Raw genomic sequence first — 22,340 nt, forward strand, 5'->3', positions numbered from 1 at the left:
GGCGCTTGTGGCGCCGCGGTACTCAAAACATCACCGCAGAACCTGAACCTGCCGAATGATGGTGAAGATAGGATTAACCGCTCCGAGGCGGTGCGATATTCACAGCCAAAGCGAATAGGGGCTGGAACGACGGTCTGATATCGGCCAATGAGAGAGAAGTTCGCCTCAGACGGTGCCGCGGACAGGACCAGAGGGGTCGATAAATGTTCGAATCTGCTGTCCAGGCAATCACCTGGCGATTCGCCGGCGAATTTCGGCAGGTCGTATCCCCGAAAGTTCCCTAATGCAGATAGCGGCGAGCGTCCCGGTGGAGGATTCCAAGCGGCGCGTCCTGAAGGATGTATTCGGCTTCGATGATTTTCGTCTCGGCCAGGCGGCCGTGATGGAGGCGCTTCTGGCCGGGCATCATGTGCTGGCTGTCATGCCGACCGGCGCCGGCAAGTCGCTCTGCTACCAGGTCCCGGCGCTGGTGCTGGGCGGGCTCACCATTGTCGTTTCGCCGCTGGTGGCCCTGATGCAGGATCAGGTCGCCGCATTGCGGCTTGCCGGCGTGGCGGCCGATACGATCAATTCCTCGCTCGACCGCGATGCCAATGTCGCTGCATGGCGCCGTGTCGCGGCAGGCCAGACGCGCCTGCTCTATCTTGCACCGGAGCGGTTGATGACCGTGCGAATGCTCGAGGCGTTGACCAAGCTCGATGTCCGGCTGATCGCCATCGACGAGGCACATTGCATTTCGCAATGGGGACCGGCGTTCCGGCGCGAATACGAAGAATTGTCGAGACTACGTGATATCTTCCCGAAAGTGCCGATCATTGCGCTGACGGCGACGGCGGATGAGACGACGCGCACCGACATTGCCGCGCAACTGTTCGACGGGCGCGTCGATACGGTGGTGCTCGGCTTCGACCGACCGAACATCAAGCTAGGCATTGAGCCCAAGCAGGACAGCAAGCGCCAATTGCTAAACTTCGTGCAGCGCCATGCAGGCCGCAGCGGGATCGTCTATTGCCTGTCGCGCAAAAAGACCGAAGAGATGGCGGCGTTCCTCGAGCGGAACGGCGTACGCGCGCTCGCCTATCATGCCGGAATGAGCAAGGACGCGCGTGAAGCGAATCAAAACGCTTTCATGACCTTGTCCGGTGTGGTGATGGTGGCGACCATCGCCTTTGGCATGGGGATCGACAAGCCGGACGTCGCCTATGTCTTCCACACCGACCTGCCGGGCAGCTTGGAGGCCTATTATCAGGAAATCGGACGGGCGGGCCGCGACGGGCGGGCGGCCGAGGCACATATGCTCTTCGGTCTCGGCGATATCCGCATGCGCCGGCTTTTCATCGAAGACGAGGACGCGCCGGCTGAGCACAAAAGGCGCGCGCATGGCCGACTCGATACGCTGATCGGTTATTGCGAGACGACGCAGTGCCGCCGTCAGATCCTGCTTGGCTATTTCGGCGAGAGTGCTTCGCCTTGCGGCAATTGCGACAACTGCCTCGACCAGGCGCCGCATGCGGATGGCGAGGCGGAGGCGCGGATCATCCTGGCGGCGATCGCACAGACCGGCGAGCGCTTTGGCGCCGGCCATGTCGTCGATGTTCTGCTCGGCCATGAGACCGAGAAGGTCCTGGACAGGAACCACCACAGGCTTGCCAGCTTCGGCACCGGTGTCGCGCACAAGAAAAATATGTGGCTGTCGCTGGTGCGCCAGCTCGTCGCGGGAGGGTTTCTGACATTGGACTCAACCGGCCATGGCGGCGTCGCCATTGCCGAGAAGGGCCGTGCGCTGGCTCGGGGCGAGGCCTCGTTCCGGTATCGCGTGGACGCGCGCCAGTCATCGCGAGGCAAGATACGGACCGATACCGCAGCAGGTACGGAAGGTCTGGATTCGGCGCTGCTGGCCGCGCTCAAGGCTGTACGGCTGCGTCTTGCCCGGGAACGCCAGGTGCCGGCCTTCGTGATCTTTTCGGATCGTACACTGATCGATATGGCCGAACGCCGCCCGCGTGATCTGGACGCCTTCGCCGCGGTCAACGGCGTCGGCGCCGCCAAGCTCAAGGATTTCGGCGAGATATTCCTCGGCGCGATCGCTGCGCATCAATCTGGTGTGGCGGGCTGAAGACCCACTTCAGTGACGCAATCAGCACCTGCTTCGTCTCACCTCTGCAATCGCAGCCTCCTGCTGCCGCAAGCGCTCGATCTTCGCACTCTGGCGGGCAGCCACGGTCGAGGCGACACGCTGCCCTCCCAACAGCCAGCCCGGAATGTTGGTGTGGACGACTTTGCCACGAGCGATGGCTGTCGCCGACATCTCGTCGGCGACAGCGCCCATCGCCACGTTGAGCTCGACGCAACTCATCTTGTCGTATTTCGCAGCATCAAAGGATGCAGGCAAAGGCGATGCGCAACTTCCTACAAACATCAGGCTGCACATCAGAGGCGCGGCCGTGGAGATCGCCTTCATTTTCTTTTCAAGCACGTTGACGCCGGCCGAGCGAATTTCGGAGGGTTCTCGACCCCGGGCCGCGAAGTGCTCCCGAGGTTCTGCGTAACTGAAGCATGTGAACCTCTACGATACTCTGTGCTGACCGTCCTGGTTGTCCTCGAAGAATTCCGAGAGTGCCGCTGCCGTTTTGTCGGGGTGCTCTTCCGGGAAAAAGTGCCCGCCTTGGACAGCGCGTCCTTCCACTCTGTCGGCCCATTTCCTCCAGATGGCCAGCGGCCCGCCCTCTTGCGCATACCAGTTCTCCAGGGCGCCTTCGCCACTCCATAGCGCCACTAGCGGACACTCGATGCGACTACCGTTTACCTGGTCCAGCGCGTCATGTTCACGATCGATCGTCGCAGCGGCGCGATACTCTTCGCAGATGGCGTGAATATGCGCGGGATCGCGAAGCGCATCAACATAGGCGTCCCTGACCTCTTTGGAGACCATTTTCGCCGACGATCCCCACTGCGTTATTGCATCGTCGACGACGGCATCGGGAGCCGCGCCTATCAGACGCTCCGGCAGGGGCTCCGGCTGGGCAAAAAGGCTCCAGGGCCAGAAGCCGAGCGCCAGTCTGGCATCCGCCCGATCCCATGTTGCGGCGGTGGGGATGATGTCGAGGACGGCGATTTTGAGCACTTTGTCGGGATGGTCGAGCGCCAGGCGATAGGCAACCCGCCCGCCACGGTCATGCCCGGCAACCATGAACCGCTCAAACCCCAGTTGCTTCATGGCCTGAACCATGTCGCCGGCCATGGTGCGCTTGGCGTATGGGCTATGATCGGCAGATGAAACCGGGCATCCGCTTTGCCCATAGCCTCGAAGGTCGGCGGCGACCACCGTGAAGCGGGGCGCCAAGGCTGCGGCGATATCCCTCCACATCAGATGCGTTTCTGGAAAACCGTGAAGAAGCAGCAGCGGCGGACCGGTGCCACCAACCCTTGCGAAAATGGTCGTATCGTCCAGTCGCAAGCTGGTGGCTCTGAAACCTGCAAACACCGTCAGCCTCCTCGGGCGCCCTTAGACAAACTCCAAGGGCGCTAACGGTCGCCTGAGGTTGAACCCCGGCCGCAATGGCCAGGGTTCAAGCCGGCCAGTTGCTAGAATCGAAACCAGACCCACACGCGCCTGCGGAAGCACCGCCTGCGCCGATAGCCATTTCGCCAGTAAACGCGACAGACCCTTCTCCAAGCACGCCGGCGGCGCCGACGCGGCCGGTGCCACCGGCGATGATAGACTGGTTGCAACTCTGCTTGAATATCGTCGTCGAAGGTCTCGACATCCGGCGCCTCGAGTTCATCGAGAATGCCGCTTCTGGCAGTTGGAACGCCGGCCACTGCGTTGATTGGCCGAACTGTGCTTGCAAGGGCCGCGGCCCCGGCAATGCCAAACATTCCTGTCAAAAATAGCCGCCGATCCATGGAAACCTCCCAGTCTTCAACCAGCGATAGAACAAGCTAACGATGGGGAGATAGCGCAGTCGGTGCAAACGCCTAGTGCCGCCCGGCGATTGCAATGATCCGGTCGGCCGAAGGGTGTCGCCGCCTGCGAAGTGGGGCGGCTACCTCGATCGACAAACACCCTGGGCTTTTGAATTGATGGGGGCCGAGAAACGATGAAGATCGAATGACGTCTACGCCATAGCCACCCCGATTTCACGCTACTCGTTTGCAAGGAGGCTTGACTGCCTTCCTACTAGAAGGTAGGTAGAGGCATGAGCAACTTGTCTACCACCTCTGACGACATCCTGGCTTGTGCACGTTCACTGATCGTCGCTGGCGGCTACAACGGTTTCAGTTATGCCGACATCGCTGATGTGGTCGGGATCCGTAAGGCGAGCATCCATCACCATTTCCCAAGCAAGGTCGATCTGGTCCGAACGCTGGTTGCGCGGTATCGGGAGGAAGCTGAAGCGGGGCTGGCAAATGTCGAACTTCACGAATCCGATCCGCTCGAACAGTTGCGGATCTATGCCCGGTATTGGGAAGCCTGCATTGCGGACGCCAGCGCCCCGTTTTGTATCTGCGCGCTGTTCGCAAGCGAGCTCCCCGTTCTGCCCGAGGAAGTCGGCCTTGAGGTCCGGGCGCATTTCCGCTCCCTGTCGGCTTGGCTTACATCCGTGCTGGAGCGCGGCGCGCGGCGCGGCCAATTTCAACTGATGAGTACCCCTCGTGCCGAGGCTGAAGCGTTCATGGCGACTGTCCACGGCGCGATGCTTTCGGCACGGGCCTATGGCGACCCGACGATATTCGGCGTCATAACCGGCCCGCTCCTGGAGCGGCTCGCTCCGCGTTCCCTCCAGATACGACACTAAGATCTCAACCAACCATAGCCGTAACGGCTCCGCGACCTTCGTCAAGACTCTCTACCTACTAGTCGAAAGGACATTCAATGACGGTTCACAATAGCGATCTTTCCCGTGCCAGCCAGGAACAATGGCTCAAGCTCTATTACTTCGCTCGGACGGCGTTCTCGGCTGCCTGGGTGGCGGCTGCCTTTACGGTGGGACAGAATTCCGGGGAGATCGCGGCGGTGTTACTCGTGGCTTATCCTGCATGGGATGCCCTGGCCAATTTTGTCGACGCATCGCGCAACGGAGGATTGGGACAGAATCGCACGCAGACCATCAACGTCGTGGTCAGTATGGCGACAACGCTCGCGGTCGTTCTCGCGCTGGAGATGAGCATGAATTGGGTGCTCGGGGTGTTCGGCGTATGGGCGATCCTGTCTGGCCTGCTTCAACTCGGCACCGCAGTCCGCCGTTGGAAGAGCTATGGTGCACAGTGGGCGATGATCCTGAGCGGAGGGCAATCAGCGCTGGCAGGCACGTTTTTCATCCTGCAGGCGCGGATGCCGATGCCGCCATCCATCAGCAACGTGGCCGGGTATGCCGCAGTAGGCGCCCTCTACTTCCTGGTTTCGGCGGTGTGGCTAAGTGTGAGCCAATTGCGGCGGAAAGCTGCATAGGCATCGGCGACAGGCGGCCTTGCTGATGGTCCTCGGAGGGGTCATCCGTCCCAATACCGCCACTCCGTCCGTCTCCACTGCAGGCAGTGCTCTTCGTGGAAATGGGCACCGACAGATCGCCCGTGGCGTTGGTAAGTGAAGGCGAAGAGGGCTTGTGCAGGCGTTGAGCTTGCCCGCTTAGCTTCTGTCTGCCAACCTGCGCCATCGCCTGGGCAGGGCGAGCATATTGCCGGGGTGGGGACGAAATGGCGACGCAAACAATTGATTTCAAGGCGGTTGAGCTAGCGCTTGAGCATGTGAAACCAAATGATTTCGAACAGTTTGCGCAGGCGTTCTACAGCGCCACGCAAGGGAGTTCTTTTGTCCCCCTCGGCGGCACTCATGATGGAGGGGCGGAGGTTTCGATGTTGAGTCGCTCTTTTCGGAAGAACGTCCCGGTCGATTTATGCAGGCCTCGATCACACCAGAAACAAGAGCAAAAATACGAGGAACAATCCGCCGGATAAAAGAGTTTGGCAGGGAAATCAGCTCTTTAATATATATGACCAGCGTCGTAGTTCCACGCGTGGATGCTGAGGAAGAGCTTCTAGGTGATGAATTCGGAATACAAGTTCGCATTCGCGATGCGAAATACATAGCTGCACATATCAACGATTCCATCCAAACTATACAGGCGTTCAGGTCATATCTGTCGCACTATCTTGAGTACCTAAGAAACATAGGCTCCGCAGAAACGATTGGTGACGTTCCACGCGTTGCGTCCCGATCGCTTTGCGTCTTTCTGGGTCAAGAGCTTGAACGGCGGCGCGGCAATACGGAGATGTTGGAGGGGGTCACCGACAGTCTGATTCTATGGTCCTTAGAGGGGACAGACCCGGATAAGGGTACGTTTATGACACGTGACGACATCCTCAGAAAGATTGAGGGCGCGTTGCCAACAGCCGTCGATGTTATGCGGGGCGTGCTCGATAGTCGCCTAGAAAGGTTGGCCGCAAAAGATAATACAAGCGGGCGTGAAATTCGCTCATACAACAAGGAGGGTCATTACTGCCTTCCCTTTGAAGCTCGGCAAATTGTTGAGCAAGAGAATGCCGAAGATGAGTACTTGCGGACGAGCGTCTCGGACGTTTTCCGGTCCCGTATTGAGCCTTTGCTTAGATCTGACGATGAACCCGAGCTGGTCTCGCAAGCCGTACGAGCATGTCATAGGGCGCTTGAAATAGCTTACGAAACTCAAGGCCTGGAGATGGCCTATTTTCTCAACGGCGATGAACCAGATAATTTTACGCCACCAACCATCAGCGACAATTTAGGCAAGGCGCTTCACGATCAAGGTCTTTTCGGAGCCAAGGCAATCCGAGTTGGTGAGTTGGCCTTTTCTGCTCTTCGCCTAACAATATATGATAGCTCGGAGGAGGAGCGGGTCTATCTTGGAAAAATGAGTCGAACTTACATCCTCATGTTCTTGCTCAGAAACGATGCAAAAGTAGTTGAATATTTTAGAGGAATGAGCGCTGACCTAGTTTTATATGTAGGAACAGATATTATAGTTAGATCACTTTCCGAATACTATCTTCAGAAGAAAGACCAATCAACGATTGGGACGTTAGAGATACTGCGAGAGGCGGGTTCGAAGTTGATATTGACGGAACGTTGCGTCGAGGAGGTTTGGACGCATTTGAAGGCCACTAGTGCCGAGTATCAGAATCACTAATGGAGGTTGAGCCATATGTGGATTTGGACTTAGCGAGAAACATTGACCGCATTCTCATCCGCTCGTATTACTATGCCAAGCAAAGTCCTCAGGACGGTGTTCGATCGCCTGCAGGATGGCGTTCATATATTGGAAATTTTTGCGAATTTAAGTCACTTCACAGTGAGAAGGGGCGCGAACAGATTCGAGAGTATTTAATCCGGCGATTTGGCTTTATCTATGAACCTGACAGCGAGATGTTGTCCGGAGTCGATCCAGACGAGCTTAAGGCTTTGACCAGGCGTATACTTGGAGAGAGAAAAAAGAAGAATCTTAGAGATAAAGAAGAGCGGCTAGCTGAGAACGACGCTATGCACGTTCTACGGGTATATGCTCGTCGTCAGGCGGGCGGTGAGCGAAACTACTCGAATCCCTTCGGATTTAAGACCTGGTGGTTGACCCAAGATGCATCCGTGAGAAGAGCCACTGGTCTTCAGGTGGTGGAGAAGAAGAGTCGCTTTATGATGCGGCCCGAATTCCTACTCCACTTCATAGCGCTGTCGCCTTCGGCAGAGAAAGTGCGGCAAAGCTACGAAACCGTTTTCCCAACGCTCCTTGGCGTTAGGCTATCCAGCAGACTCAGGGAGGACATTTTCAAAAGTGCATTGGATGAGATCGGGAAAGCTTTCGAGGTGGATGAGGCGAGGGCAGCAGTGCGCTTGGCGGACCTCTCCAATCAGTTGAAGAGCGACTTTCTCAAACAGTACGAATAGGGCCCAAATGGCGGAGAGGGAGGGATTCGAACCCCCGATGGGCTTGCACCCATGCCGCATTTCGAGTGCGGTGCATTCGACCACTCTGCCACCTCTCCGCGGTCATGGTCCGCCGTTGCCGGCGCGGCGCACTAGATAACGGCTGGACAGGCAGGTTACAAGGGCCAATCTGCCCCGTCGCCGCGGCTTCTGTCTCTGCTTCCTTCGAGCCTCCGGCAGCCGCTGCTCGATATTTGCAAGGACTGGGCTCAACCCGTTTGCAGCTTGCCCGCGGCGCTTGCCTTGACTCAAGCCGAACCTTCGGTTAGGGACAGCGCGCAATCGGCGTGGAGGGATCTTCCGCGCCGCTTGTTTTTTGAACCCGCAGACTGACAAAAAGACGGCCGAACCGCCTAAGGCGGTTCATCAAGGCCGACCGAACAGCGAAAGGCAAAAAATGTTCGCAGTCATCAAAACGGGCGGCAAGCAGTATCGCGTTGCCGCCAACGATCTCCTGAAGATCGAAAAACTCGAAGCCAATGTCGGCGATATCGTCGAGATCGGCCAGGTGCTCGCGCATGGCGAGGGCGAGAACGTCACGTTCGGTGCGCCGTTCGTCGACGGCGCCTTGGTCACCGCCGAAGTCGTCGAACAGGGCAAGAACCGCACGGTCATCGCCTTCAAGAAGCGCCGCCGGCAGAATTCGCGCCGCAAGATCGGCCATCGTCAGCTTTTGACCACCGTCAGGATCGCCGAGATCCTGCTGGATGGCGCCAAGCCGGTGAAGAAGGCCGCCGCCAAGACTGAGGTAAAGGCTGCTCCCAAGAAGGAAGCCAACGCAGAGGCTGCGCCGAAGGAAACCGAGGCCAAGGCAACCGAAACCGCCGCTCCGCTGTTCAAGGCACCGAAGGGCGAACCGGACGATCTGACCGTGATCAAGGGCATCGGCCCGGTTGCAGCCGGCCAGCTCAACGAACAGGGCATCACGACCTTCGCACAGATCGCCAAACTGTCCGACAAGGATGTCGCCAAGATCGACGAGCACATGCCGTTCAGCGCCGACCAGATCAAGGACTGGCGCGAGCAGGCCAAGGGATTGGCGAAAAAGTAGAACGACCCGGCGCAATCGTCGCCGGATCGGACTTGAAACGGAACGCGAACGCGTTCATAAGATCGTTTAGGCGTCTCACGGCGCATCGGAGTAGTTAGATGGCACACAAGAAAGCTGGCGGATCGTCGCGCAATGGTCGCGACTCCCATTCCAAGCGGCTCGGCGTGAAGAAGTTCGGCGGCGAAGCCGTGATTCCGGGCAACATCATCATTCGTCAGCGTGGCACGACGTGGCATCCCGGCACCAATGTCGGCATTGGCACGGACCACACGCTGTTTGCGCTCGAAGCTGGCGCAGTCACCTTCAACAAAAAAGCCAATGGCCGAACCTACGTATCGGTGAACCCGATGACGAAGGCAGCGGAGTAGCCGGTTCCGCACGAGAACACCGGCACCCATCTCGGGACCGGTGTCTGGCCAAGCCAGGAAAAGGATCAGGGGAGATGGGTTTCCATCTCCCTTTTTTCTTGCCTGGAGGACTGACATGGTTGCCGAAGCGGAAGACTCAGACGACGAAAGTTACACGATAGATTGCCCGGTGCTCGCGACCGAGCGGCTGGTCATGCGTGCCCCGCGTGAAAGCGACATCGAGCAATTGGTGGCGCTCGCCGACAACCGCCATGTCGCGGAAATGCTGGCTCGCATGCCGCATCCCTATGGCGAGGCGGAGGCACGCGCTTTCCTGGCTATGACGGCATCGCGCCGGGCTGGAATCGCCTATGCGTTGACGCTGGCCGGCACCGAGACCTTCGTCGGCTGTGCCGGACTCAACACAACGGATCGCGGGCTGGAGCTCGGCTACTGGATCGGCGAGCCGTACTGGAAACGCGGCTACGCGACGGAGGCAGCGCACGCACTGGTCGACCTTGCCTTCCAGAGAACCACGATCCAGGTGCTGCACGCCTCGACGCGGGTTATCAATCCGGCCTCGCGCCGTGTCATCCATAAATGCGGCTTCCAGTATGCCGGCCAGGGCATGCTGAATTCGATCGTTGCCGGCCAGGTGCCGGTCGAGCGCTATCGCCTCGATCGAAAAACCTGGACCAGCCTGCGGAACTGGGTGCATTTTTGAGGCATGTCGATATTCAGGTGATGCCAGCCTGCGAATGGCGGCTTCCTGCGCTTCCGGTGCTCACGTACTTTAAGTACGCTCCGCTCCGGTTCTCGGAAGCCACCACTCTCGGCACGGCCTGACCTGAATCTCGACACACATCGGCGCGAAAGATTGCGGACCAACGTTGACATCACGCCATCTCGACCCAGACCGGCAAGTGGTCCGAACCGGCCGCTTGCCGGTCGACCCACAGGCGCCTCAGCGATTTGGCAAGCGAAGCGCTGGTGAAGATGTAGTCGATGCGCTTGTAGCGGCTGGTATCGCCCGGCCGCTTGGGGTCGACCCAGGTGACGAGATCGGCGCCGGCAGCGCCGAGGCGCGCGGCGGCATCGACGGCGAGGTCGGCGGTCACCGGCATGCCGAATTCATGGTCGGGTTGGCCGGCGAGTTCGACGTGCTCCGGCGATCCGGCGAGCATGTTGAAGTCGCCCATGACGACGAAGGCTTCAGGACAAGGCAGGTCCGGCAAGCCGATCTCGGCGACGCCGGAGAGCCCGCCGCCCTCGAGCGGGTAGTTTAATAGGCGTTCGCGCAGAAAGCGGATTTGGCTCAGGCGTTCAACCGGGCTGCGGTGGTCGAGATGGGTGGAATAGAAGCGGATTGGACCAAGCGTCGTTTCAATCAGCGCCTCCAGCGCGCCGCGCTGGAAGTTCATTGCTTCGAAACTGCGGCTGCGCGGCAAAAGGAGATTGCGCGACAGATGGATCGGCGTCCTCGACAGCACCATGTTGCCGAGCTGGAAGGTGGTCGTGATGGCGCGGCCGTTCTCCAAGCGCGAGCCAGCGTCGGCTTCGAAATTGCTGCCGTAGACGGCAAAATAGTCGGGCAGCGCCTCGCCGAGTTCAGCCACCATGTCGCGGCCGCCATTCTTCGGGTTGGCGCGGGAGACCTCCTGCAGCGCGATCACGTCGGCACCGCGCACGGCGTCGGCGATACGGCCGACATCGTACCGGCCGTCGAGACCGACGCCGTAGTGGATATTGTAAGTTACCAGCTTCATTCCGACATCTCGCGCTTGGAAAGCCGAAGATCGATTTTCGGCAAGGGTCAACCAAAGGCTACGCGTCCAGAGATACGCGACGTTACAGCAGTAAAAACGGCCCTCGCCCTTCGACCCGCCTTGGTTTAGAGCAATCCCGCAAAGCCAATAACAGAAACCATACAATCCGATGAAATTTCTCGATCAAGCCAAGGTCTACATCCGCTCCGGCGACGGCGGCGCCGGTTCGGTGTCGTTCCGGCGCGAAAAGTTTATCGAGTTCGGCGGTCCGGACGGTGGCGACGGTGGCCGCGGCGGCGATGTCTGGGTGGAGGCGGTCGACGGACTAAACACGCTGATCGACTATCGCTATCAGCAGCATTTCAAAGCCAAGACCGGGACGCACGGTATGGGCCGCAACATGACCGGCGCCAAGGGGGCCGACGTAACGCTGAAAGTGCCGGCCGGAACACAGGTCTTTGCCGAGGACAATGAGACGCTGATCTGTGATCTGACGGTCGTCGGCCAGCGCTTTCTGTTGGCCAAGGGCGGCAATGGCGGTTTCGGCAACCAGCACTTCAAGACCTCGACCAACCAGGCGCCGCGCCGCGCCAATCCCGGACTGCCAGGCGAAGAGCTCAACATCTGGCTCAGGCTGAAGCTGATCGCCGATGCCGGCCTTGTCGGGCTGCCCAACGCCGGCAAGTCGACCTTCCTGGCGGCGGTCACCGCGGCCAAGCCGAAGATCGCCGACTATCCCTTCACCACCCTGCATCCGGGCCTTGGCGTGGCCCGCATCGACGGGCGCGAATTCGTCATCGCCGACATTCCCGGCCTGATCGAAGGCGCGCATGAAGGGGTCGGCATCGGCGACCGCTTCCTGGGCCATGTCGAACGCACGCGCGTCCTTCTGCATCTTGTCTCGGCACAGGAAGAAAATCCGGCCCAGGCCTACAAGACCGTGCGCGCCGAACTCGACGCCTACGGCAACGGGCTGACCGACAAGATCGAAATCGTCGCGCTTTCCCAGGTCGACATACTCGATGCCGACGCACGCAAGAAAAAGACCGCCTCGCTGAAACGTGCCGCCGGCCGCGCGCCGATGCTGCTTTCTGCTGTCACCGGCGAAGGCGTCGAGGCGGTGTTGCGCGCGCTGATGGCTGTGGTGGCGGAGGCCCGCGAAGCTGTCGCTGCGCCGGTCGAGACGCGCTGGAACACATAGCCATGGCCGCGCAATCGCTGAAAAATTATCGGCGCATTGCCGTCAAGATCGGCTCGGCGCTGCTTGTCGACCGCACGACGGGCCTGAAGCGCGACTGGCTGGCCTCGCTTGCCGACGACATCGCCGTGCTGGCCAATGGCGGCGCCGAAATTCTCGTCGTGTCTTCCGGGGCGATTGCGCTCGGCCGCACCATCCTCGGCCTCGGCAAGCGAGCGCTGAAGCTCGAGGAGAGCCAGGCCGCTGCTGCTGTCGGCCAGATCGCCTTGGCCGGCGCCTGGTCGGATGCGCTCGGCAAGAATGGCTTGAAATCGGGCCAGATCCTGCTGACGCTCGGCGACACCGAAGAGCGCCGCCGCTACCTCAACGCGCGGGCGACGATTTCGACGCTGCTCAAGATGACGGCAGTGCCGGTCATCAACGAGAACGACACGGTGGCGACATCGGAAATCCGCTATGGCGACAACGACCGGCTGGCGGCGCGCGTCGCCACTATGATGGGCGCCGACCTTTTGGTGCTGCTTTCCGACATTGACGGGCTCTACACGGCACCGCCTGCGCGTGACCCGCAAGCTCGGTTCATTCCCGTCGTCGACCGCATCACTCCCGACATCGAGGCAATGGCGGGTGCTGCCGCTTCGGAATTGTCGCGCGGCGGCATGCGCACCAAGCTCGACGCGGGCAAGATCGCCACCGCCGCCGGCGCCGCCATGATCATCACATCGGGCACGCGGCTGTCGCCGCTGCTGGCAATCGAGCGCGGCGAGCGCGCCACCTTCTTCCGGCCGAGCGCCAATCCGGTCAAGGGTTACAAGACCTGGATCGCCGGGCAGCTCGAACCTGCAGGACGGCTGACCGTCGATGCCGGCGCCATCGGCGCGCTGCTCTCCGGCAAGTCGCTGCTGCCGGCCGGCGTCAAATTGGTCAGCGGCAATTTTGCGCGTGGCGATACGGTGGCGATCCTGTCGCCCGAGGGCCGCGAGATAGCGCGCGGGCTGGTTGCCTATGATGCCGCCGATGCCGTAAGGATCGCTGGCCTGAAGACGACCGAGATCGAAACCGTGCTCGGCTACGAGGCGCGTTCGGCGATGATCCACCGCGACGACCTCGTGGTGAGCGGCGCGGCCGACGGAGATGCAGCCCGCCATTGACGGCGCGCTACTGGTCAGGCTCATGCGGCCATTTGGGTGGGTTGCGATATCGATCCTGAAAGTCCTGGTATATCTTCAGAAGTTCGCTGCAACCTCCCAACTCCGCTTCGATGCCAGCCTTGGCACGTCGATCCACTTCGGCTTGGGGAACATCCTTGTCGTCTTCGACGACGAGATCGCGGATGAGCGCGTCAGTCGTCATTGCTTCTGCCCCTTTTTCCTCTTCCATCCTTTTTTTGAATTCCGCCTCAAGCCGAGCGCGCGGCCCACATCCATGCAACTCTTCAACAACGACGTTGATCTGGGAAAGCGGTGTCGGTGGCGCGCCGCAATAGCGCTCAGCGAGTGCGAGGGACATCATCGAGCTTACCATAAGCATGGCCTTGCCGTCGGGGCTCTCCCCAGGTTCAAATTTGTCGTCGCAGTAGTCCGCGGCACGGAGGCTTGTCGGTATGAGCATCGCGCCGAGAGCAACGAGGATAACTGTCTTCATTCTGCTTCCTCAAATTTGCGGCCATTGCCGCGAAGGCTGCCCGCGTGTAAATCCACCAGCTTCACTGGATCGGTCAAATGCTGAACAAACACCAAGGCGATGATGTAGCCAGTTTGATGACACGGATAGGCCGCAAGGCGCGCGCTGCCGCCCGACCGCTGGCCATTGCGAACACTGCTGCCAAGAATGCCGCGCTCCTCGCCATGGCCGACGCCATCATCGCCCGTGAGCAGGACATTCTCGATGCTAACGCCATCGATGTTTCGAATGGTCACGAATCCGGGCTTTCCGCCTCCTTCATGGATCGGCTGAAGCTCGATCCCGCCCGCATCCGCGCCATGGCAGACGGTATAAATGAAATCGCCGGGTTGCGCGATCCGGTCGGCAATGTCATTGCCGCCTGGGAGCGGCCGAACGGGTTGCATATCGAACGGGTGCGCACGCCGCTTGGCGTCGTCGGCGTCATCTATGAGAGCCGGCCGAACGTGACCGCCGATGCAGGCGCGCTCTGCCTCAAGGCGGGCAATCCGGTGATCCTGCGCGGCGGCTCGGATTCGGCGAATTCTTCCGCCGCGATCCATGCCTGCCTGGTCGAGGGGCTGAAGACAGCCGGGCTGCCGGAGGATGCCATACAGTTGGTGCCGACCACCGATCGCGCCGCCGTCGGCGAAATGCTGAAAGGGCTTTCCGGCAATCTCGAGGTCATCATCCCGCGCGGCGGCCGCAGGCTGGTCGAGCGTGTGCAGAACGAGGCACGGGTGCCGGTCTTCGCGCATCTCGAGGGCATCTGTCATCTCTATATCGACGGATCGGCCGATCTCGACATGGCGGTCAAGATCGCGGTCAATGCCAAGATGCGGCGCACCGGGGTGTGCGGTGCTGCCGAGACGCTGCTGGTCGACCGTGCCGTCGCCGGCACGCACCTGGTGCCGATCCTCGGGGCCCTACAGGCGGCAGGCTGCGAGATCCATGCCGATGCCGAGGTGCTGAAGCTTTATGCCGATGCCCAACCCGCGACCGATGCAGACTGGGTGACCGAATATCTCGATGCCATCATTGCGGTGAAGCTGGTCGACGGCGTTGCCGGCGCGATCGAGCATATCGAGAATTTTTCATCGCATCACACCGAGGCGATCATCGCCGAGGATGCAAAGGCCGTCGAACGGTTCTTCAGCGAGATCGATTCGGCGATCCTTCTGCACAACGCCTCGACCCAGTTTGCCGATGGCGGTGAGTTCGGTATGGGCGCCGAAATCGGCATTGCCACCGGCAAGATGCATGCGCGCGGGCCGGTCGGCGTCGAGCAACTGACGTCGTTCAAATACCGCGTACGCGGGTCGGGACAGGTGAGGCCTTGACCTTTTTCGCCGCTAGGGCTTGAAGTTTGCGCCCAGCCACCCCCCTCTGTCCTGCCGGACATCTCCTCCGCAAGGGGGGTGCTTAGCACGATGCTATCCCCTTCCGAGCATCCCGTCCCTCCGCGCTACCTCAAGATGCCGCATGCCGGGAAAGGCGTGGCGGTCGGGCTGTTCGGCGGTTCGTTCAACCCGCCGCACGCCGGCCATGCGCTGGTCGCCGAGATCGCGCTCAGACGCCTTGCGCTCGATCAGCTGTGGTGGATGGTGACGCCCGGCAACCCGCTCAAGAATGCCGGTGACCTGGCACCGCTGGCCAAGCGGCTGGAGCTATCCGAAAAGATCGCCAAGAACCCGAAGATCAAGGTCACCGCCTTCGAGGCGGCCCACCGCGTCCGCTTCACCGCCGATACGCTGGCGCTGGTCAAGGCGCGTAACCCCGGCGTCGATTTCGTCTGGATCATGGGGGCCGACTCGCTTCGCGACTTCCACCGCTGGCAGCGCTGGCGCCGCATCGTCATGACGTTCCCGATCGCGGTGGTCGACCGGCCGGGCGCGACACTGTCGTTCCTGTCGTCTGTGGTCGCCAAGACGTTCGACTATGCCCGCGTAGACGAGGGCGACGCGCCGCGGCTCGCCCGCATGGACGCGCCGGCCTGGACCTTCATCCACGGCCCTCGTTCGTCGCTGTCGTCGAGCGCGATCCGCAAGGTAGCAAGGGGCTGAGCCGACACGGAAGGCAAGACCGCTGATGTCGCTTTTGCCGCTGCCTTGACCAGCTTGATGGGCGATCCTCGGTCATGACGATTCTCGAGCGCGACCAGGACAAGAACGGTCTAGGGCAGCCGGCCCCGTCGATCGCCATTGCCAGTATCCTCTTGTCGATGGCGCTGATCGCCGTCGGCAATGGCCTCATGTTCGCCTATATCCCAGTCCGGCTCGGCGCCGCGGGCTTCGATCCGACTTGGGCGGGGCTGATCGTCACCGGCCTTTCGGCTGGCGGCCTCGCCGGCTGCATCCTGACCGGGCCGCTGGTGCGGCGTGTCGGCCATGCCCGCGTGTTCATGGTGCTGTCGGCACTCATCGTGCTGTCCAACGCCGCGGTCGGCGCCGGGCCGCATCCCTTGCCGTGGATCGCTGCACGGGCGCTCTACGGCTTTGCCATTTGCGGCCTGTTCATCGTCGCGCAGAGCTGGCTGAACGATGTCGTTGCCAACGCCATCCGTGGCCGGGTCATGGCCATCTTCTACGTTGCCTATGTTGCCGGACTCGGCGTCGGCTATTCGACGCTGGCGTTGATCGATATCCGCGCGGCCGACGCGCCGCTGATCGGCATTGCCTTCACCGCGCTGTCGATCCTTCCCGTCGGGCTGACCCGGCTCGCGCAGCCACCGGCGCCGCAAGCGGCGTCCGTGGCGCTCGGCCGCGCCTGGCGGATCTCGCCGGTGGGCGTTGCCGGCATGCTTGCCGTCGGCGGCCTGTCGATGACGATCTCGGGCTTTGCGCCGATCCATGCCACGGCCAAGGGCTACAGCCAGGCCGACGTCGCCTTGCTGCTTTCGGCAATGCCGGTCGGCACGCTGATCCTGCAGATCCCGCTCGGCTGGATTTCCGACCGCACCGACCGGCGCTTCGTGCTGATCGCGGCGTCGGCGCTTGCCGCCGCGGCGGGCCTGTTTGCCCTCGGTTTCGACGGCGGCGCGCTGGTGGCGCTGCTCGTCATCTACGTGGTCTGGGACGGCGCCTCGGAATCGATCTACTCTCTGGCCAGCGCCCATGCCGGCGATCGCGCCGGCAAGGACGACATGGTGGCGCTGTCGAGCTCGCTTTTGTTCGCCTGGTCGCTCTCCGGCTTCGTCGTGCCCGGCATCGTGACCGGGCTTTCCGCCGTATACGGCACGCAGGCCTTCATCTATGTGGCAATCGTCATTGCCGCCGCTTACTGCCTGTTCGTTCTTTGGCGAGTCGTCATGGTGCGGCCCGTGCCCGCCACCGAGACCGGCAGTTTCGCGCCGATGACGGCGCAGGCGCCGTTGCCCGTCGATCTCGCCTTCGCGCCCGAAGGTCAACGCGGGCGCGAAGAAATTTGAACACTCTCCAGCTGGCTTCAAATGCTCTATTGCCGTGTGGCTGAGGCATCCGCCTGCGGCGCTTTCGGTGCCGGTGCCGGGACCGAAAGGCCCTCGGCATCGAACGCCTGCTTGACGCTCTTGGTGAGGTCGATCTGGGTGGCGAAGAAGTCGGCAGCCGCCGTCCAGTAGCGCAAGGTGATGGCGACGGTGCTGTCGCCGATGGTCGCGACAAAGGCGATCGGCGCAGGCTGCCGCCTGACACGCCGGTCGGCGGCGGCAACGCCAAGCATGGTCTTTTGCGCGAAATCGATGTCGTTCCACGAGCCGATGCCGAGCGTGATGTCGCCGCGACGCACACCGTTGCGGGTGAAGTTGCGGACCGGCTGGTTCCACAGGGTCGAGTTGGGTGCAAGCACGTAGACGCCTTCGACCGTCCTCAGCGTTGTAGCGAACAGCCCGATCTCCTCGACGGTGCCGGATATTGCGCCGACCTCGACATATTCGCCGATGCGGAACGGCCGCAGCGCCAGCAGCATGATGCCGGCGGCAATGTTCTGCAGCGTGCCTTGCAGGGCCAGGCCGATGGCCAGGCCGGCGGCACCGATGGCGGCAATGATCGAAGCGGTCTGCACGCCGAACTGGCCGAGAACCATGATCACGACCAGCCCGAGGATGGCGTAGCGGACGACCTGCGAGAAGAAATGGCGGAGCGTTTCGTCGAAGCCATGGATATGGCCGAGGCCGGCATAGATCGAACGCTCGGCGAGGCCGGCGACGATGTAGCCGATGACCAGCAGGATGACGGCGCCGACCGCCGAAAGCGAGTAGGAGACGATCAGCGTGCTGAGTTGCGCCAGGCCGGATTGCACGGTGAGGAGAGCGTTCTGGGGATCGATCGGCATGTCGGGATTCCGGTTCGTGGATGAGCCGATAACCGCTGCGGGGCGAGGCGGTTCCGATTTTCTCGCTCGGAAAGCCGCATATTCGGCCGCTGCCGGGCGCCTGCTTGCGAGCGGTGTCTTGAAACTGCAACCTAACTCTGCCTATCTAAGCAGTGTCACCTGATTTTGAAGGTGATTTGGTTGTTCTTGCTGCGAAAGGAAATACACTGAGAACAGCACTTCGGAAGAAGGCCGACATCGTGCCTTCGCCGGCCGGGATCAGCGTAAACGACGCCGTGTCCCGCGCCATCAAGACAGTCCTTGACAGTCTGGAAGACTCCAAGGCCGAAAACATCGTCTCAATCGACATTCAGGGAAAATCGAGCCTCGGCGACTACATGGTCGTCGCATCGGGCCGATCGCACCGTCATGTCTCGGCTGTCGCCGATCACCTCCTCAAGGCGCTCAAGGATGCCGGGCTTGGCACGGCGCGCGTCGAGGGGCTGGCTGGCGCCGACTGGGTCCTGATCGATTCGGGCGACATCATCGTCCATGTCTTCCGTCCCGAGGTCCGCGACTTCTACAATCTCGAAAAGATGTGGCAGGCGCCCGATCTCGAGGAGGAGACCCTCCACTGAGCCGTACTCGTCTTGATGCATGTCGTTGTCAGACATGCATCAGCGGCTCTTCGAGGCAGGGATGAAGATTACCGTTCATGCCGTGGGCCGAATGAAAGCCGGCCCCGAGAAGCAGTTGGCCGATCGCTATTTCGAGCGTTTTGCCAAGAGCGGTCCTGCCGTAGGCCTCGAATTCGCCGGGATCATCGAGATTGCCGAAGGCCGCGCGCAGACGGCCAATGAGCGCCGGCGCGAGGAAGGCCAGAAGCTGCAGACGCACTTGCAACCGGGCACGGCGCTGGTGCTGCTGGACGAGCGCGGCAAGAACCTTTCCTCCGAGGATTTCGCCGGCCGCATAGGCTCGCTGCGCGATGGCGGGCGCAAGGCGCTGGTGATCGCCATTGGCGGCGCCGACGGCCATGACCAGTCGCTGCGCGACCTGGCTGATCTGACGGTGTCGCTCGGCGCGCTGACCTGGCCGCATCAGCTGGTCCGGGTAATGCTGGGCGAGCAGCTTTACCGGGCGGCAACGATCCTTTCCGGTCACCCTTACCATCGTTCATGAAGTCGGCTCGGTCGGCGAATTGATGCCAGCCGCCCGGATTTTTGCCCCAATGCTCATCAAGAGTTTGGGCTCATGGGGTTTGCGGATCGCGGCGGGGCTCGAACATGGTTGATGGTTCGTTAACGAAGCCGCGCATAGAGTTAGGCTTCAATGTCTGAGGACTGGAAATCACGAACGGGCTCCTGGCGCGTGCGCTACGGCATCGCCGTGGCGGCGATCGCGCTTTCGCTCGGCGTCGCGCGGGCCGAGAACACGCTCGACCTGGCGCCCGACCCGGACCAGAGCCGCGCCGAATACGAAAAAGTATCGAAAGAGATCACGCTGTCGTCCGAGCGGCTGGCCAAGCTCGCCGCCGACATCGCGGCGGTCAAGAAGGACCACGCCTCGATCACCGCGGCGCTGATCCAGTCGGCGATGACCGAGCAGAAGCTCGGCCAGGACATCGAGGACATTGGCGGCAAGCTCGAAGGGCTAAAGGCGCAGGAACAGAAGATCCGCGCCTCACTGGCCGCCAGACGCGACGTTCTGGCCGAAGTGCTCGGCGCGCTGCAGCGCATGGGACTCAATCCGCCGCCGGCGATCCTGGTCAAGCCGGAGGACGCATTGTCGTCGGTGCGCAGCGCCATCCTGCTCGGTGCCGTGGTGCCGGAACTGCGGCAGCAGACCGACATGTTGCTGGCCGACCTCAAGGAGCAGTCGCGGGTGACGGCCTCGATCGAGGCCGAGCGGGCGCGGCTGACGGCAGCGATCGGCGAGCAGGCGGCGGAAAAAAAGCGGCTCGGCATGCTGCTCGAAGCCAAGCAGAAGCTCGCCGCCGATACGCAAACCGCGCTGGCCGCCGAAAAGCAGCGGTCCGCGACGTTGGCGGCCAAGGCCGGCAGCCTGAAAGAACTGATCGCCTCGCTCGAGGCCGACAGAGCCCGCAAGGCGGCGGATGCGGCCAAGGCAGCCGAGCAAAAGACGGCCGACGCCGACAAGGGCCCGGCATCGGCTGCGGCGTCGGCGGAATTGGCCTCGCTGCCGGTGCCGGAGAGCAACAGGCTCACCGCTGCCGCGCCGTTTTCCGCGCTGCAAGGGCAGATCGCGCTGCCGGTCACCGGCAGGATCAAGCGGCGCTTCGGCGCCAACGACGGTAACGGCGCGGTGATGCTCGGTGACATGGTTGCGACACAATCGGGAGCCATCGTCACAGCACCGGCGGATGGAAATGTGCTTTATGCGGGGCCTTTCCGCTCTTACGGTCAACTCTTGATCCTGAATGCGGGTGACGGCTATCATGTCGTCCTGGCGGGGATGAGCAGAATCAGCGTCGCGTCTGGCCAGTCGGTGCTCGCAGGTGAGCCGGTCGGCGCGATGGGAGAGGCCCGGGTGGCGAGCACCTCGGCATCGAAGAATGGAAATGCCACGCCGGAGCTCTATGTCGAGTTCCGCAAGGATGGAAAACCCGTCGATCCGGCCCCATGGTGGGCGGACCGTTTTTCTGGAAGGACGTGAATGATGCGGAAACTGTCGCTTCTGTTTGCCGGTGCGCTGATGGGTGCATCGGCGATGAGCCTGGTCTATGGCGCGCCCGGCTCGACGGCGAAGGCTGCGGGCTCCGAGACCTATAAGCAACTGGCGATCTTCGGCGATATCTTCGAACGGGTGCGGGCGAATTATGTGACGCCGCCCGACGACAAGTCGCTGGTTGAAAATGCCATCAACGGCATGCTGTCGTCGCTCGACCCGCACTCCTCATACATGAACGCCGAAGAAGCGCAGGACATGCGCGTTCAAACCAAGGGCGAGTTCGGCGGCCTCGGCATCGAGGTCACCATGGAGAACGACCTGGTCAAGGTGATCACGCCGATCGACGATACTCCGGCCGCCAAGGCTGGTGTGCTCGCCGGCGACTATATCGCCAAGATCGACGGCGAGGAGGTTCGCGGCCTGACGCTCAACGACGCCGTCGAGAAGATGCGCGGGCTGGTCAACACGCCGATCAAGCTCACCATCCTGCGCCAGGGCGCCGACAAGCCGATCGAACTGACCGTCGTGCGCGACATCATCAAGGTCAAGGCGGTCAAGTTCCGGGTCGAAAACGACATCGGCTACATGAAAATCACCTCCTTTACCGAAAAGACCTATGACGACCTCGAGAATGCCATCGACACCATCAAGAAGCAGGTGCCGAACGACAAGCTCAAGGGCTACGTGCTCGACCTGCGCCTCAATCCGGGCGGTTTGCTCGACCAGGCGGTGAGCGTGTCGGATGCCTTCCTCGACCGTGGCGAGATCGTCTCGACGCGCGGCCGCGATCCGAAGGACGTCACCCGCTTCGACGCGCGGGCCGGCGACGACATCGGCGGCAAGCCGCTGATCGTGCTCGTCAATGGCGGCTCGGCCAGTGCCTCGGAAATCGTCGCCGGCGCACTGCAGGATCTGCGCCGCGCCACGGTGGTCGGCACGCAGTCTTTCGGCAAGGGTTCGGTGCAGACCATCATCCCGCTTGGCGAAAACGGGGCGCTGCGGCTGACGACGGCGCTCTATTACACGCCGTCCGGCAAGTCGATCCAGGGCAAGGGCATCACGCCCGATATCAAGGTCGACCAGCCGCTGCCGGCGGAACTGCAGGGCAGGGATCTGACGCGCGGCGAATCCGACCTCAAGGGCCATATCAAGGGCGCCGACGAAGGCACGACCGGTTCGGGTTCGGCAGCCTATGTGCCGCCGGAGCCGAAGGACGATTTGCAGCTCATCTATGCCGAGCAGCTGCTGCGCGGCCAGAAGACCGATCCGGCGTTCCCGCCGAATCCGCAAAAGGCCGTATTGAACCAGTAAGGGCGGGCAAGCCGGGCCAAACAGGTCTGGCTGCCTGAGCGAAGCGATGCGATGCTGCCGGGGCCGC

21 protein-coding genes, 1 tRNA gene and 1 pseudogene are annotated in these 22,340 nt (G+C 61.8%); 17 read left to right on the top strand and 6 right to left on the bottom strand.

Annotated elements, in window-relative coordinates; genetic code table 11:
- The first annotated feature begins 283 nt into the window (after positions 1-283).
- Complete coding sequence (recQ, locus tag NKH83_RS00645) at positions 284-2,116, top strand: DNA helicase RecQ (protein ID WP_352801594.1); 1,833 nt, start codon at positions 284-286, stop codon at positions 2,114-2,116.
- Positions 2,117-2,137: 21 nt separating this feature from the next.
- Here recQ and NKH83_RS00650 read toward each other — a convergent pair whose 3' ends face one another.
- Together NKH83_RS00650 and NKH83_RS00655 are read right to left on the bottom strand one after the other, a co-directional pair.
- Complete coding sequence (locus tag NKH83_RS00650) at positions 2,138-2,356, bottom strand: hypothetical protein (protein ID WP_352801595.1); 219 nt, start codon at positions 2,354-2,356, stop codon at positions 2,138-2,140.
- A 246-nt stretch (positions 2,357-2,602) separates the two neighbouring features.
- Positions 2,603-3,484: pseudogene (locus NKH83_RS00655) on the bottom strand (alpha/beta fold hydrolase); the annotation flags it as partial.
- A 715-nt stretch (positions 3,485-4,199) separates the two neighbouring features.
- Here NKH83_RS00655 and NKH83_RS00660 point away from each other — a divergent pair.
- From NKH83_RS00660 to NKH83_RS00675, 4 genes are all read left to right on the top strand, one after another.
- A complete protein-coding gene (locus NKH83_RS00660) occupies positions 4,200-4,799 on the top strand; it encodes a TetR/AcrR family transcriptional regulator (RefSeq protein ID WP_352801599.1) in 600 nt (199 codons plus the stop codon).
- Between the two features lie 77 nt (positions 4,800-4,876).
- The gene (locus NKH83_RS00665; protein ID WP_352801601.1) at positions 4,877-5,452 is read left to right on the top strand and encodes a DUF308 domain-containing protein; all 576 of its coding nucleotides are present in this window, start codon (positions 4,877-4,879) and stop codon (positions 5,450-5,452) included.
- Positions 5,453-5,897: 445 nt separating this feature from the next.
- Entirely contained in the window at positions 5,898-7,166 is a 1,269-nt protein-coding gene (locus tag NKH83_RS00670; RefSeq protein WP_352801603.1) for a hypothetical protein, read from the top strand.
- The gene (locus tag NKH83_RS00675) at positions 7,166-7,918 is read left to right on the top strand and encodes a hypothetical protein (protein ID WP_352801604.1); all 753 of its coding nucleotides are present in this window, start codon (positions 7,166-7,168) and stop codon (positions 7,916-7,918) included. Before NKH83_RS00670 ends, NKH83_RS00675 begins: the two co-directional genes overlap by 1 nt.
- A gap of 8 nt (positions 7,919-7,926) precedes the next feature.
- Here the strand turns inward: NKH83_RS00675 and NKH83_RS00680 are convergent.
- Positions 7,927-8,016 (bottom strand) — tRNA-Ser (locus NKH83_RS00680).
- Positions 8,017-8,354: 338 nt separating this feature from the next.
- Between NKH83_RS00680 and NKH83_RS00685 the strand changes: the two genes are divergently transcribed.
- The 3 genes from NKH83_RS00685 (at position 8,355) to NKH83_RS00695 (ending at position 10,079) form a co-directional block, all read left to right on the top strand.
- Positions 8,355-9,008: a 50S ribosomal protein L21 gene (locus tag NKH83_RS00685; RefSeq protein WP_352801606.1), complete on the top strand. Its 654-nt coding sequence runs from the start codon at positions 8,355-8,357 to the stop codon at positions 9,006-9,008.
- A gap of 98 nt (positions 9,009-9,106) precedes the next feature.
- Entirely contained in the window at positions 9,107-9,376 is a 270-nt protein-coding gene (gene rpmA, locus NKH83_RS00690; RefSeq protein WP_023678077.1) for a 50S ribosomal protein L27, read from the top strand.
- A gap of 115 nt (positions 9,377-9,491) precedes the next feature.
- Positions 9,492-10,079 (top strand): GNAT family N-acetyltransferase, encoded by a 588-nt coding sequence (locus tag NKH83_RS00695; RefSeq protein ID WP_254820471.1) that lies wholly within the window; start codon positions 9,492-9,494, stop codon positions 10,077-10,079.
- Between the two features lie 172 nt (positions 10,080-10,251).
- On the opposite strand, the gene NKH83_RS00700 is transcribed toward NKH83_RS00695, so the two are convergent.
- A complete protein-coding gene (locus tag NKH83_RS00700) occupies positions 10,252-11,121 on the bottom strand; it encodes an endonuclease/exonuclease/phosphatase family protein (protein ID WP_352801608.1) in 870 nt (289 codons plus the stop codon).
- 169 nt (positions 11,122-11,290) lie between these two features.
- On the opposite strand from NKH83_RS00700, the gene obgE reads away from it, so the two are divergent.
- Positions 11,291-12,322 (top strand): GTPase ObgE, encoded by a 1,032-nt coding sequence (gene obgE / locus NKH83_RS00705; RefSeq protein ID WP_254820472.1) that lies wholly within the window; start codon positions 11,291-11,293, stop codon positions 12,320-12,322.
- Between the two features lie 2 nt (positions 12,323-12,324).
- A complete protein-coding gene (gene proB / locus NKH83_RS00710) occupies positions 12,325-13,470 on the top strand; it encodes a glutamate 5-kinase (RefSeq protein WP_352648956.1) in 1,146 nt (381 codons plus the stop codon).
- A 7-nt stretch (positions 13,471-13,477) separates the two neighbouring features.
- Here the strand turns inward: proB and NKH83_RS00715 are convergent, their stop codons facing one another.
- Positions 13,478-13,963 carry a hypothetical protein gene (locus NKH83_RS00715; RefSeq protein ID WP_352648958.1) on the bottom strand — a complete coding sequence of 162 codons (486 nt, stop codon included), beginning with the start codon at positions 13,961-13,963 and terminating at the stop codon, positions 13,478-13,480.
- Between the two features lie 77 nt (positions 13,964-14,040).
- Here NKH83_RS00715 and NKH83_RS00720 point away from each other — a divergent pair, with 77 nt between their 5' ends.
- The 3 genes from NKH83_RS00720 (at position 14,041) to NKH83_RS00730 (ending at position 17,408) form a co-directional block, all read left to right on the top strand.
- A complete protein-coding gene (locus NKH83_RS00720; protein WP_352801611.1) occupies positions 14,041-15,321 on the top strand; it encodes a glutamate-5-semialdehyde dehydrogenase in 1,281 nt (426 codons plus the stop codon).
- Positions 15,322-15,456: 135 nt separating this feature from the next.
- The gene (locus NKH83_RS00725) at positions 15,457-16,044 is read left to right on the top strand and encodes a nicotinate-nucleotide adenylyltransferase (RefSeq protein WP_352479636.1); all 588 of its coding nucleotides are present in this window, start codon (positions 15,457-15,459) and stop codon (positions 16,042-16,044) included.
- Between the two features lie 74 nt (positions 16,045-16,118).
- Positions 16,119-17,408, top strand: a complete 1,290-nt coding sequence (locus NKH83_RS00730; RefSeq protein WP_352801613.1) for an MFS transporter — start codon at positions 16,119-16,121, stop codon at positions 17,406-17,408.
- Positions 17,409-17,434: 26 nt separating this feature from the next.
- Here NKH83_RS00730 and NKH83_RS00735 read toward each other — a convergent pair whose 3' ends face one another.
- On the bottom strand, positions 17,435-18,292 hold the full coding sequence (locus NKH83_RS00735) for a mechanosensitive ion channel family protein (protein WP_352801615.1): 858 nt from the start codon (positions 18,290-18,292) through the stop codon (positions 17,435-17,437).
- 239 nt (positions 18,293-18,531) lie between these two features.
- Between NKH83_RS00735 and rsfS the strand changes: the two genes are divergently transcribed.
- From rsfS to NKH83_RS00755, 4 genes are all read left to right on the top strand, one after another.
- Positions 18,532-18,909, top strand: a complete 378-nt coding sequence (gene rsfS, locus NKH83_RS00740; protein ID WP_352479604.1) for a ribosome silencing factor — start codon at positions 18,532-18,534, stop codon at positions 18,907-18,909.
- A 61-nt stretch (positions 18,910-18,970) separates the two neighbouring features.
- Entirely contained in the window at positions 18,971-19,453 is a 483-nt protein-coding gene (gene rlmH, locus NKH83_RS00745) for a 23S rRNA (pseudouridine(1915)-N(3))-methyltransferase RlmH (RefSeq protein ID WP_352648963.1), read from the top strand.
- A 150-nt stretch (positions 19,454-19,603) separates the two neighbouring features.
- On the top strand, positions 19,604-20,947 hold the full coding sequence (locus NKH83_RS00750) for a murein hydrolase activator EnvC family protein (protein WP_352801618.1): 1,344 nt from the start codon (positions 19,604-19,606) through the stop codon (positions 20,945-20,947).
- On the top strand, positions 20,948-22,273 hold the full coding sequence (locus NKH83_RS00755) for a S41 family peptidase (protein ID WP_023719673.1): 1,326 nt from the start codon (positions 20,948-20,950) through the stop codon (positions 22,271-22,273).
- Positions 22,274-22,340: the final 67 nt, after the last annotated feature.

The sequence above is a fragment of the Mesorhizobium sp. M0909 genome (genome assembly GCF_040319515.1).
Lineage (GTDB): Bacteria > Pseudomonadota > Alphaproteobacteria > Rhizobiales > Rhizobiaceae > Mesorhizobium.

Excerpts from the sequence above, each read along its gene's own strand:
- recQ (WP_352801594.1), top strand. The coding sequence starts at position 284 with ATGCAGATAGCGGCGAGCGTCCCGGTGGAGGATTCCAAGCGGCGCGTC.
- NKH83_RS00650 (WP_352801595.1), bottom strand. The coding sequence starts at position 2,356 with ATGAGTTGCGTCGAGCTCAACGTGGCGATGGGCGCTGTCGCCGACGAG.
- NKH83_RS00660 (WP_352801599.1), top strand. The coding sequence starts at position 4,200 with ATGAGCAACTTGTCTACCACCTCTGACGACATCCTGGCTTGTGCACGT.
- NKH83_RS00665 (WP_352801601.1), top strand. The coding sequence starts at position 4,877 with ATGACGGTTCACAATAGCGATCTTTCCCGTGCCAGCCAGGAACAATGG.
- NKH83_RS00670 (WP_352801603.1), top strand. The coding sequence starts at position 5,898 with ATGCAGGCCTCGATCACACCAGAAACAAGAGCAAAAATACGAGGAACA.
- NKH83_RS00675 (WP_352801604.1), top strand. The coding sequence starts at position 7,166 with ATGGAGGTTGAGCCATATGTGGATTTGGACTTAGCGAGAAACATTGAC.
- NKH83_RS00685 (WP_352801606.1), top strand. The coding sequence starts at position 8,355 with ATGTTCGCAGTCATCAAAACGGGCGGCAAGCAGTATCGCGTTGCCGCC.
- rpmA (WP_023678077.1), top strand. The coding sequence starts at position 9,107 with ATGGCACACAAGAAAGCTGGCGGATCGTCGCGCAATGGTCGCGACTCC.
- NKH83_RS00695 (WP_254820471.1), top strand. The coding sequence starts at position 9,492 with ATGGTTGCCGAAGCGGAAGACTCAGACGACGAAAGTTACACGATAGAT.
- NKH83_RS00700 (WP_352801608.1), bottom strand. The coding sequence starts at position 11,121 with ATGAAGCTGGTAACTTACAATATCCACTACGGCGTCGGTCTCGACGGC.
- obgE (WP_254820472.1), top strand. The coding sequence starts at position 11,291 with ATGAAATTTCTCGATCAAGCCAAGGTCTACATCCGCTCCGGCGACGGC.
- proB (WP_352648956.1), top strand. The coding sequence starts at position 12,325 with ATGGCCGCGCAATCGCTGAAAAATTATCGGCGCATTGCCGTCAAGATC.
- NKH83_RS00715 (WP_352648958.1), bottom strand. The coding sequence starts at position 13,963 with ATGAAGACAGTTATCCTCGTTGCTCTCGGCGCGATGCTCATACCGACA.
- NKH83_RS00720 (WP_352801611.1), top strand. The coding sequence starts at position 14,041 with ATGCTGAACAAACACCAAGGCGATGATGTAGCCAGTTTGATGACACGG.
- NKH83_RS00725 (WP_352479636.1), top strand. The coding sequence starts at position 15,457 with ATGCCGCATGCCGGGAAAGGCGTGGCGGTCGGGCTGTTCGGCGGTTCG.
- NKH83_RS00730 (WP_352801613.1), top strand. The coding sequence starts at position 16,119 with ATGACGATTCTCGAGCGCGACCAGGACAAGAACGGTCTAGGGCAGCCG.
- NKH83_RS00735 (WP_352801615.1), bottom strand. The coding sequence starts at position 18,292 with ATGCCGATCGATCCCCAGAACGCTCTCCTCACCGTGCAATCCGGCCTG.
- rlmH (WP_352648963.1), top strand. The coding sequence starts at position 18,971 with ATGAAGATTACCGTTCATGCCGTGGGCCGAATGAAAGCCGGCCCCGAG.
- NKH83_RS00750 (WP_352801618.1), top strand. The coding sequence starts at position 19,604 with ATGTCTGAGGACTGGAAATCACGAACGGGCTCCTGGCGCGTGCGCTAC.
- NKH83_RS00755 (WP_023719673.1), top strand. The coding sequence starts at position 20,948 with ATGATGCGGAAACTGTCGCTTCTGTTTGCCGGTGCGCTGATGGGTGCA.